Origin of the sequence: Methanosarcina sp. A14, assembly GCF_001729375.1 — an archaeon.
In the GTDB taxonomy this organism is placed as follows: Archaea; Halobacteriota; Methanosarcinia; order Methanosarcinales; family Methanosarcinaceae; genus Methanosarcina; species Methanosarcina barkeri.
Genome location: NZ_LZPK01000134.1, coordinates 1 through 10,002, shown reverse-complemented (window position 1 = coordinate 10,002; position 10,002 = coordinate 1). Strand labels below are relative to the sequence as shown.

Here is a 10,002-nt window from a genome sequence, read left to right as displayed (position 1 = left end):
GTAAAATAAAGGGGTAAAATTAAAGATAAAACTTTAGCCCATAGATTACAGTTCCCATAGAAGCTTCAGGCACTGAAGCCTATAATTTCTGATGCTTAGTGCCCGCAACGAAATAAACTATGCAACTTATACTTTATTGCAACTTTGATTGGCGACTTTGATAGTGAAAATCAAAATGCCCAATCGGGAATATGCATAGGTTATTCTGTGACTGGAACTTATGGTTTAACCCTTGTTTTAGTTAACCTTTTGTAACCCCTAAAGGAAGAACTCTTGCAACCTTACGGGCAATTCCGAGTTCGTGCACGACATTTACCACTTCGCTGCTAGACTTGTATACATCTGGAGCTTCCTCTGCAATGACTGAAGGATGGGTGGCTCTTACTGTAATACCCCGAGCTTCAAGGTTTTCTTTTATGCTCTGTCCGCGGAATTCTTTCTTTGCATGTGCTCTGCTCATGACTCTACCAGCCCCATGACAGGCACTACCGAAAGAAACATTCATAGCCTCTTCTGAACCGCATAGTATATAAGAAGGAGTCCCCATACTTCCAGGAATCAGCACCGGTTGACCTACATCTCTGTATACGGCAGGAACCTCGGGATGCCCTGGAGGGAAGGCTCTTGTTGCTCCTTTCCTGTGCACATACACCTCTTTTTTCTTGCCGTCCACAATATGTTTTTCAAGTTTTGCCACGTTGTGGGCAACGTCATAAAGCAGATCCATGCCCAGATCGTCAGCATCTCTTCCAAATATTTTTTCAAATGATTCCCTTGTCCAGTGAGTAATTATCTGACGATTTGCCCATGCATAATTTGCAGCACAGAGCATGGCTTTAAAATAGTTCTGGGCTTCCCTTGACTGGGCAGGGGCACAGGCAAGTTGTTTGTCCGGAATTTCAATTTTATAGTTCTTTACGGCCTGAGAGAGTTCCTTTAAGTGGTCAGTACAAATCTGGTGCCCTGCACCTCTTGACCCGCAGTGAATCATTACCGTAACCTGGCCTTCCTGAAGCCCAAAGGTCGAAGCTATTTCCTGATCATAGATCTTATCAACGTACTGAACCTCAAGGAAGTGATTGCCGCTTCCAAGAGTTCCTAACTGAGGTTTTCCTCTTTTTCTGGCTTTCGTGCTTACCTGGGCAGGGTCGGCTCCTTCCATAGATCCATTAGCTTCACAGTGTTTGACATCAGCTTCTACGCCATATCCGGCTTCTACAGCCCAGTTTGCTCCCTCTAGAAAAGCACTGTCCAGTTCCTGGTCCGAAGCCCTGATCCGACTTTTGGAACCAACGCCTGCGGGTATGTTACTAAAAAGCTCGTCGGTTAACCTTTTTATGTTTGGAACTACCTCTTCTTTCTGAAGATTGGTACGAATGAGCCTTACCCCGCAGTTGATATCAAAGCCCACCCCGCCAGGGCTGATAATTCCTTCTTCTGCATCAAAAGCGGCAACTCCCCCTATAGCAAAGCCATAGCCAAGATGAGCATCAGGCATTGCCATAGAGTACTTCTGAATACCAGGTAAGGTTGCCACATTTGCAATCTGGTCAATAGTCCCGGGTTCAATGCCTTCAAGCAAATTTTGGGATACAAACAGGCGGCCTGGAACCCGCATGTTAGGAATGTGCCCAACAGGAATTTCCCATTCATTTTCAGAAAGTTTCCTGACCATACCCTTCACCTCTTTCTGTACGTTTTCCGTGCTTAATTCCTCAATAGCTGTATCTTCACTTTCTACCATGATTTATGCTCTCCCTGCTCCTTTATGCTTTAGATATAATTCTGGAACTACTAATTTATCTTCCGTTTCCCACAGGTTCTGCAAATTGCCTTGGAAACGTGATCAAGATACATTGTATCAGGCTGGATTAAAGCCACAATGAATTTTGGAAACGGCTGATTAAGATCGGTTCGAGATAACAAAGTCGATCTAAATACGACTGAACCAATTCAGGACTAGATAACTCAACTTGAGATATACATGAGATATATTTGAGATATACTTGAAATATACTTGAAATATACTTGAAATATTATAGTACTTGAGATATGTAGTGCAGAATAGGATAATTCCTATACATGAAGATATGCATGGTGCAAGTAGTCAGAGGAGAACCAGCCAGTATTTGGCAAACCAATTACGGGGGATAGGGGAAAAGCTTTTGCTCCCTTAAATATCCACAACAACCTGAGCCTTCCAGCCATCAGCAGTCTTCGTTATTTCTAACTGGTTATAGGTAACAGCCTTAATTTCAGTCTCAAAAGGAAGGCTTTCGAGAGAGTAATTCTCACCCAGTGCCTGAGCTGTTATTGAATATTCACCATTTACTTCCCTGATTATCTTAACCCGAAAATCCCTGAAAACAATTTCATCAACTTCAAAGAGATATAGAAGCTCAGAAAGCCAGTCCACAAGCAAGGATTCCAGGTCAGGCGACTTGAGAACAATTTCTCTTGCGGTGTCTCCCGAGACTTTTTCTGTATCAATTATAACATTAAACATCGCGAGAGCCGCATTTTCAAATACTTCTTCCCTGGTTTTTCCGAAAGCCTGGAATTTGATATCTGCAGTGTGATCCAGATACTCATACTGTTTTCCTTGAGATGACATAGCCAGGTAATTGTGTTCTTTGTTACATTAACTTATTTACCGCATAAATCTGTTTTCAGACCTAAAGAATGTCCCTTAACTTTAAAAATGAACTTAGACAGCGAACCTAGATAGTGAACTTAGATAAAGAACCTGGATAATGAACTTAGACAGCGAACTTAAACAATGGAATATAAACAACGAACTTAGTCAATGAATATAGATAGAACTCTAGGTGAAATAAAACTAAATTGTAAAATTATTAAAAAAGGATGTTATTACTGCAGCTCTTTCCATATATAGTAGATTCTCTGGATTGCTGTTATGTGGCTGGTTACAGCAATCAGGATGACGGCCCAGCCAAGAATTGAAAAACCTGCAATTGGCACTGGAAAGGCAAAGTTGCCGAAAGACGCAAAAATTATAACTACAAGTCGGTCAGCCCTGCCCATTATCCCACCATAGTATCTTCCAAGGCTAAGTGCCTGGGCCTGGGTCCCTAGATAGCTGGTAAGCAGCACACCTACAATTGCCGTAACTCCTAACTGCCAGGAGACATAACCTGCAAAAAAGATGCTACATATTATAAAAACATCCGAGTAACGGTCAATCACGTGATCCAGAAAGTCACCTCTTGGAGTTGCCCTATTTGATTTCCTTGCAATTATTCCGTCAAGGGCGTCAAAAATAGAGTTAAGTATTACCAGGATGCCTGCCAGCAGGATAAATTCCCTAGACGCAGGTGAGTAATAAAAACTCAGTCCTGCAAAGAATGCACATATAAGGGAAGCTATGGAAACCGTGTTGGGTGAGACCTCATATCTGACGAAATAGTCTGCCAGTGGATCGATAAATTTTGAGGCAAAAGGTCTCAAGGTGTTAAACGTCATGGTACTCGAGATTTTTCTTTAGGTAATACCCGTAACAGAAAGTCGCCCAGGAAACAGGCGTCTTATCTTACTCGGTATTCGGGTTTGGATTCGCTTTTATTCGTTTCTGTGTTTACCTGCTTTTTTATATTTATACTTAAGCTGTATGATTATCCGCTTATTCGATAGATAAGTTTACTCATTCTATTTCCTGTTTCTCATGCTTTTACTTCTAATCATGGATTAAACAAGCGAACGTTTATGTCTACTCATTTTCTCTCTCTGCTGTCACACAATCTTACGGATAAACGAGGGTCAAACGAGCAAGCGTTTGCAATCGAGCGTTTATAGTTTATTTACTTTCCCTTTCTGTTTTCGCACGCTCGTACAGGTACTTAACTTTGCAGGAATGCTCAAGCTGCGTAGTCACTATATAGGCGTCTCCAAGCGTTCTCCCGATTGCAAAAGTTCCGTGACTGTAAACTATAGCGCCTCTATGCCTTGAGAGCGCATTTGCAAGATTTCCTGCAAGCTCGCAACTACCTATCCCTCCTCCGACGACCGGGATCTCACCAAGGAAGTACTGTCCTTCACTATCTACAGGTGAAATTCTTCCTTCAGGGCCTGCGAGCAGGGACTCAACAACCGCATAGGGAGCATGAGCGTGAATGATTGCAAGTGCTGAGGTCTGCCTGTAAATTTCCCGGTGTACGACAGTTTCGGAAGATGCAATTATATCAAGGGAAGAAGTGTCCCAAACATCAACTTCAACAACGTTATTCTCTGTGATTTCGTCAAGTGCGGCACCTGTCCGGGTGATAAGCATCCTGTCGCCAGCCCTGCTGCTGATATTTCCAAAGTTAGATTCGACAAGCCCGTGTTCAACTAGCTTGCGCCCATATTTTGCAATTTCCTGCCACATCGTAAGCGGTATATTATACCTTTGGTTAATAATACATATTGCTTATAAGTTCGAGGTTATGTTTCTAAAAAATAGGCTTTAATAATCCTTTTTTTCTTCATAATGTCTAAAAAATCTGAAACTATAATCCATTTTATCTTTTTAATTTTATGAAACTTCACCAGTTTTGAGCGTATGCTTAATGGACACACTAACCTCAGATCTATTCTTCAAAAGACCCTTAGGGTCCTTGTGGTCATCAATAACAGGAACCTCTAAAATACTATACCTGCTCTTCTTCTAAGAATATTACTCAAAAAAGAAAAATTAATGATTACTTCCTTTCAAGAAATTCTATGAAAGAATCTAAATTTTGCTCTTTCATTTGAATACAAAAATCATTATTTTTGTCTATGTTTTTATACTGTTCGTACATGGAAATTAATTGATTATACATTGTTAAGTTTACTGATTTATACCATTGTGCATAATCGTGAATTATGTTAACAGACATCGGACACAATAACAACGTTAAACCAAATCCGGCTTCATCATCCTGAAATATTACAAAAGGAAAAGTTTTACATGCTTCCGACCTGTTATCGTATATTCTACATTTTGAATTTACCAGTAATGGGCACTGTTCGACGGCATTTATTGCTTTATAACATCCTTCTAACTCTGATTTTACCACATTCGATTTTAAAATATTCGCACTTTCTTTATCTACATTTTTTAAAATTTTTTCATATTCTTTTCTATGAAAATCAATAATATGATGTTTGCAGCAACTCGCATTACATGATTCAGGACAGCTATAATGTTTAAGTATGCTTTGAGTTTTTGAGAGTAACAAGTCGTGTTTTTTAAAACGTTGTCTTCGATCCATGACTAAGCCTCGTAAACTTTCTTTTTTCACTTCTCATAAAGTCTTTTTCTTTCCGGTGCTTCCTTTGCTACTCTCCATAATATCTCTATTTTTCCTGCTTCAAGAATAAAAATCATAAGAGCCGGATCCTTCTTATCTGCTTATGTAATTAATTACTCCGGGGATTCCAGTATATTCAGTGTAAATCTCCAGTGCTCTTACGTAAGTGTTCAGTTGTTTTTTGGGATTTGTTGTATCAATCCACTCTATGAATATAGGGTCATGTTTCAGTGCCGCAAACTTGAATTTAGTATCTTCATTACGGAACATTAGTTACCCTGGATATAATGTCTTAAACGAGATAAACACAGGACTCTCTAAGGTTTATGTACTTATGACCTCTGGAACCTGACAAAAAAGAGAACAGATCACAATCAGATTAAGACGAGTGGCTTTCAGATAAAGAATTCAGCCATAAAGTTTATCTGTGAGTATTGTATTTAGATAAGTCGCAGCATTTTCTAATTGCCTCGTTGGCTCAGCCCGGTAGAGCGAGTGACTTGTAATCACTAGGTCGCGTGTTCAAATCACGCACGGGGCTTCTAAATTTTTGATTAAAGTACTTTCTTTCTATTTTGTCTTAATCTTCCCTTGGTAGCTCATTAAAGGCATAAGCCCTAGAATATCAATTTTCAACTCCTACACATTCTGCTAGCCGTTTTTAAGGGATTTTCTAAGTTTACCCGCGTACAGAAAATTGAGTGCCCATAAAGCAAGAAAAGAAAACGGAATGCGAATGTGTGAGTACCTTGGAATATCAACTGATTATTGGTGGACCACCAATTAAATAAGAAATAAAAGGATTACAGAGCATCTGTGATCTAAGAAATCCCAATATATCCAAATTTTTGGTGATTTTGTTATTACCTAAAAAATTATATCTTACCTCCATTTTTAACCCATTGAGCAACAATTTGTTCTAAAAATGTATAATTCGAATCTTTTATAATTTTTGCTAACCACGCATTTCTTTCATCAACGGTAAATGTTGAAGCTCCTAGGATTATTGACCGCCTCAACCAAGTTCCTGATTCTCTTAATTGATCTCTCCTACTAAATAACCAATAATTTTCATGGGCTTTTGTAGCTGCGTTTACTATTTTTCTTCTAACAGTTGGTGAGCTCTTATCATACATAGACAATAATTTATCTATATGATTCAAATCTGAAATTTTACTAAAAAGACTTATCAGTGTCATTTGCAAATATTCACTGTGGTTAACTATTGGTAACTCAAGATCTAAGATCAATTCATCACCTAACTCTTCCCATCGACCAGAGTATGTATTTTCGGTTGATATAATATAGGTGCAAATGTCCTCTAACGCTGGCATTAAATCTTTAAGATTTGTAATTAAAAAAGGAATTCCTTCAGGTGGTCCTACTTGTGCTAATCTTCGGAGTAACCATCTAAGACGCTTAAAATTAGGATCTTTATCATCGACATATTTTACAAAGATCTTTTCTAAGTTCTCTTCTGTGAATAAAGCTCTTTCTTGGAGACTCAGAGTATTATATCTTATTTTAGCATAACGATCTCCAAATGAATATTTGTCTATAATTCTCAATATTTCTCCTTCTAAATCGCTTGTAGTTATATCTTCTATTTTCTCTTCTGCATATTTGCAAAAATCTTTAGAAGGCATAATTGAGGTTTTACTTTTTTGCAAAACTAACCTACCGTTGTTATCTAGATAATTTACTAAGTCATATAGGGCAATCTGTGCTTGTATCTCATTTTTGCAAAAAATATGTATGTCGTCACTGTATCGGCAGTGGTGATATGTGTTTAATTCAAGTAAATGGTCAATTGGGTTCAATGAAATTTCTGAAAGTAAATGTGAAGGATGTGGCCCAACTGGAATACCCCTTGAAACCCGATCTGTCAATTTGCTGAGCAATTCAATTATCAATTTTTTGATTTCAGGAGGTATACTTGCTCTATCTAATTCGTTTTCAACAGTATGATGGTATACTTGATTATAAAAATCTGAAATATCAGCTACCAAGATATATCCATCAGGCAGATTTTGTGCATATTCTAAAGAAAATTTCCAGAAATTAATCCAAGAATTATTTTGATCATACAGATGTCCATCTGTATCAGGTTTAAAACGGTAGCTAAATACCTTATTTTTAGTAATTGGTATCCTAGTATTTTCAAGTTTTTGACCATATTGATGAATTAAAGAAGTTAATACCACGCTATCAATTGGATCTAATTGGGTGGCTACTCTAAAGGACAATCTTCCTTTTGGCGCAATTGCTCTTCTACCCCCTACCCAATGGTATTTAGTATTTACTTCTAAATCACGACCATTTAAAATCATATCTTTTTCTAATAATTTATTTCTTACGAATTCCCACTTGTCGTTTATAGCTTCAATTTCAAAAGGCGTTGGGAAAAGATCAGAATCACCTTGCTTCATTAATGATTTTTTTGCCCATAGAAGAGAGTCTTCGTTAAATTTAACCATTATTTCACCTTTCTCAGTTTCTCTCTTGCCCTTTACTTCTCTAGTCATCAAAAATGCTAATTACCACATATCAACATATTAACTGATGATAAATATTCACTTACAATCAGTTAATTGATTTATTTATTGCCTTAAATATCTATTATTCCTAGCTTATTAAGGAGTTAATACCAAAATTTTCTTCTTAGTTCCCTCTATGTTAACAAAATTTTATGGCGTAGTTACAATTAAAGGCTCATCTTTAATTATTTTTCTTCCTTCTATGTAAACGAGTCTTTTTAATTTTTCTGGTTTATCTCCAATTTCAAAAGAACAATAGCATTTCATCCAAATTCATTTAACTCTCTATATCATTTTGAAAATATTATATATTAATATCCAAATTTTTTAGATAAACATGCGGTTTTGCCATAATTATTCGATAGCAATCGCTATGGAGTTCCAATTTAAATTGAATTTTCTGTTCGCACTTTATTTATCCATACTGGAATCTTGCCTCATCAATGGTGAAAATACTGCCCATTTTCCAGTGCGAAAACACAGTTTATTAAAATAAGCAAATAAATTGCAACAAAAATTAGTTAGACCATTATCAGTTTTGAATGATCTTACTTTGTCTACAATATCTCCTATCAAAGAAAATATCTGTTCCATTGTATTATCCGTCTCAGGTGTAAATTCTTTTTTCAAAAAGCTTATGTTCTTCTCGAAAATCTCTTTTGCATAAGAAATCGCTTTATGAGACGCTTTTGAAAGTTCCAGATTAGATTCCAATTTTAGGGTATTTTGAAAACACACAACAGAATTGATGACTGTGTCAGAATGTATTAACTTGCATATCTCATCGTAAACAAGTTTATCATTATCTGGAATATTTTCTTTATATTTAAATTCATCACTATATTTCTTGCTAACGTTTTTTAATTGATGAAACACACAAAAAGAATGAGCCACTTCAGGAAAAACACTTTTTACAGCTACAATAATTGCTTTATCTTCATCAGAAACGATTTTTTGAATTTTGCCTTCTGGAAATCGGTTTTTTATTCGTACGAAAAGAGGAATCAGAGCTTCAATTGTTGGTAACCTGTCGGTTACCTCAAAATCCAAAATTACCTTTTCCTTTGTGGCGATAACGTAAACGGATTTATATCGCATCTTTTTCCACTCTTTTACTGTAATATCTCTTCCGATCAGAGTTTCAAACTTCTTTTTCCATCCTTTCTTGCTCCAATCTCCATCGACATACAATATTCCATCAAACCGAAGTTTATACTTTCATACATAAAACCATATCAAGAGGAACTTTTTTAGGGATCAATAAAGAATTAATTATGTTGGCAAGCAGTTCCAAAATGTTTAATACTAAATAGAGATATATCAAACTGATTTATTTATAGTCAGCATAGTGAAAATTGAAGACTTCTTCAATTGTAGAGTCTAAAAGATAATAATTAAAATAAAACGCAGTAAAACGGGTACCTTCCCTATAAGAAGATAACAAATCACATAAATAATGATTACGGTCTCAGAAAACCAATTCAATATTAGGCGACAACAAGACTTGAATAAGACGATGTATGCAACTCAATCTATTTTTTATCATACTTTGAATTATCGTAGCAGACACCTTTATTTTTCAACATTTTAGAAACTCCGGTCAAAATCTACATTTTGATCTAAAAGTTCTTGCTTAGAAATTACTGCTTGTTTTTGCTCATGCAACCATAATGAAGAGACATAAGGAGCTCTCCCACATATATCAGTCAAGCCTTCTGTATATCTTTCACCTATTCTACAGGAATTGTTAAGGCTGCATCTGCCATCGTATCTGATAAACTTTTGTTTGTCATAGAACTAATCACTGTAATTTGCGGATCCAGAAAAGACAATTATCTGATCCTAAAAATTCTTATTATAGTTAGGACAAATCCAGTATGTAATATTGCGAGTTATGGTTCCATAACTAGTAAGAATAAAACGGGTATAGTGAGAGTTCACATTTAATTTTGTACCGCAAAAATCGCAATGATTAGGAAATATTATAGAAAATAGAAAATGAAAGCGATTTTCAACCAATAATTTTGGCAAAGGAATTAATATGTTGCCTTCAAATACCGTTTTTACCATTGACTTATTGATTGATTGATTGATTTATTTGTTTCCTCTTATCATAACAAATAATTTATTTCAATAAAATTAAAATTTTATTGTTTTGCACGATTTAAAGTGGA

8 protein-coding genes and 1 tRNA gene are annotated in these 10,002 nt (G+C 36.4%); 1 reads left to right on the top strand and 8 read right to left on the bottom strand.

From position 1 onward, the window contains the following. Window positions 1-241: 241 nt before the first annotated feature. The 6 genes from A9239_RS07485 to A9239_RS19410 all read right to left on the bottom strand — a co-directional run bounded on the left by A9239_RS07485 (window position 242) and on the right by A9239_RS19410 (window position 5,561). Window positions 242-1,744, bottom strand: a complete 1,503-nt coding sequence (locus tag A9239_RS07485) for an RtcB family protein (RefSeq protein WP_048154303.1) — start codon at window positions 1,742-1,744, stop codon at window positions 242-244. A 429-nt stretch (window positions 1,745-2,173) separates the two neighbouring features. Next, window positions 2,174-2,614, bottom strand: coding sequence for an archease (locus tag A9239_RS07480; RefSeq protein WP_048120293.1), 441 nt, complete (start codon window positions 2,612-2,614; stop codon window positions 2,174-2,176). Between the two features lie 257 nt (window positions 2,615-2,871). Further along, on the bottom strand, window positions 2,872-3,483 hold the full coding sequence (locus tag A9239_RS07475) for a CDP-alcohol phosphatidyltransferase family protein (protein WP_048120294.1): 612 nt from the start codon (window positions 3,481-3,483) through the stop codon (window positions 2,872-2,874). 331 nt (window positions 3,484-3,814) lie between these two features. Next, window positions 3,815-4,384 carry an aldolase gene (locus tag A9239_RS07470; protein ID WP_048120296.1) on the bottom strand — a complete coding sequence of 190 codons (570 nt, stop codon included), beginning with the start codon at window positions 4,382-4,384 and terminating at the stop codon, window positions 3,815-3,817. Window positions 4,385-4,697: 313 nt separating this feature from the next. Beyond that, the gene (locus A9239_RS07465) at window positions 4,698-5,252 is read right to left on the bottom strand and encodes a YkgJ family cysteine cluster protein (protein ID WP_048156688.1); all 555 of its coding nucleotides are present in this window, start codon (window positions 5,250-5,252) and stop codon (window positions 4,698-4,700) included. A 132-nt stretch (window positions 5,253-5,384) separates the two neighbouring features. Then, complete coding sequence (locus A9239_RS19410) at window positions 5,385-5,561, bottom strand: hypothetical protein (RefSeq protein WP_155400450.1); 177 nt, start codon at window positions 5,559-5,561, stop codon at window positions 5,385-5,387. Between the two features lie 197 nt (window positions 5,562-5,758). Between A9239_RS19410 and A9239_RS07460 the strand changes: the two genes are divergently transcribed. After that, window positions 5,759-5,832: transfer RNA gene (locus A9239_RS07460), tRNA-Thr, on the top strand. A 334-nt stretch (window positions 5,833-6,166) separates the two neighbouring features. Here the strand turns inward: A9239_RS07460 and A9239_RS07455 are convergent. Then, a complete protein-coding gene (locus A9239_RS07455; protein WP_048154300.1) occupies window positions 6,167-7,816 on the bottom strand; it encodes an RNA-directed DNA polymerase in 1,650 nt (549 codons plus the stop codon). Window positions 7,817-8,239: 423 nt separating this feature from the next. Beyond that, window positions 8,240-9,019, bottom strand: a complete 780-nt coding sequence (locus A9239_RS07450; protein ID WP_048154297.1) for a transposase — start codon at window positions 9,017-9,019, stop codon at window positions 8,240-8,242. Window positions 9,020-10,002: the final 983 nt, after the last annotated feature.

Bases quoted from the DNA above. Each gene is read 5' to 3' on its own strand.
- A9239_RS07465 (WP_048156688.1), bottom strand. From the start codon at position 5,252: ATGGATCGAAGACAACGTTTTAAAAAACACGACTTGTTACTCTCAAAA.
- A9239_RS07475 (WP_048120294.1), bottom strand. From the start codon at position 3,483: ATGACGTTTAACACCTTGAGACCTTTTGCCTCAAAATTTATCGATCCA.
- A9239_RS19410 (WP_155400450.1), bottom strand. From the start codon at position 5,561: ATGTTCCGTAATGAAGATACTAAATTCAAGTTTGCGGCACTGAAACAT.
- A9239_RS07480 (WP_048120293.1), bottom strand. From the start codon at position 2,614: ATGTCATCTCAAGGAAAACAGTATGAGTATCTGGATCACACTGCAGAT.
- A9239_RS07455 (WP_048154300.1), bottom strand. From the start codon at position 7,816: ATGACTAGAGAAGTAAAGGGCAAGAGAGAAACTGAGAAAGGTGAAATA.
- A9239_RS07470 (WP_048120296.1), bottom strand. From the start codon at position 4,384: ATGTGGCAGGAAATTGCAAAATATGGGCGCAAGCTAGTTGAACACGGG.
- A9239_RS07485 (WP_048154303.1), bottom strand. From the start codon at position 1,744: ATGGTAGAAAGTGAAGATACAGCTATTGAGGAATTAAGCACGGAAAAC.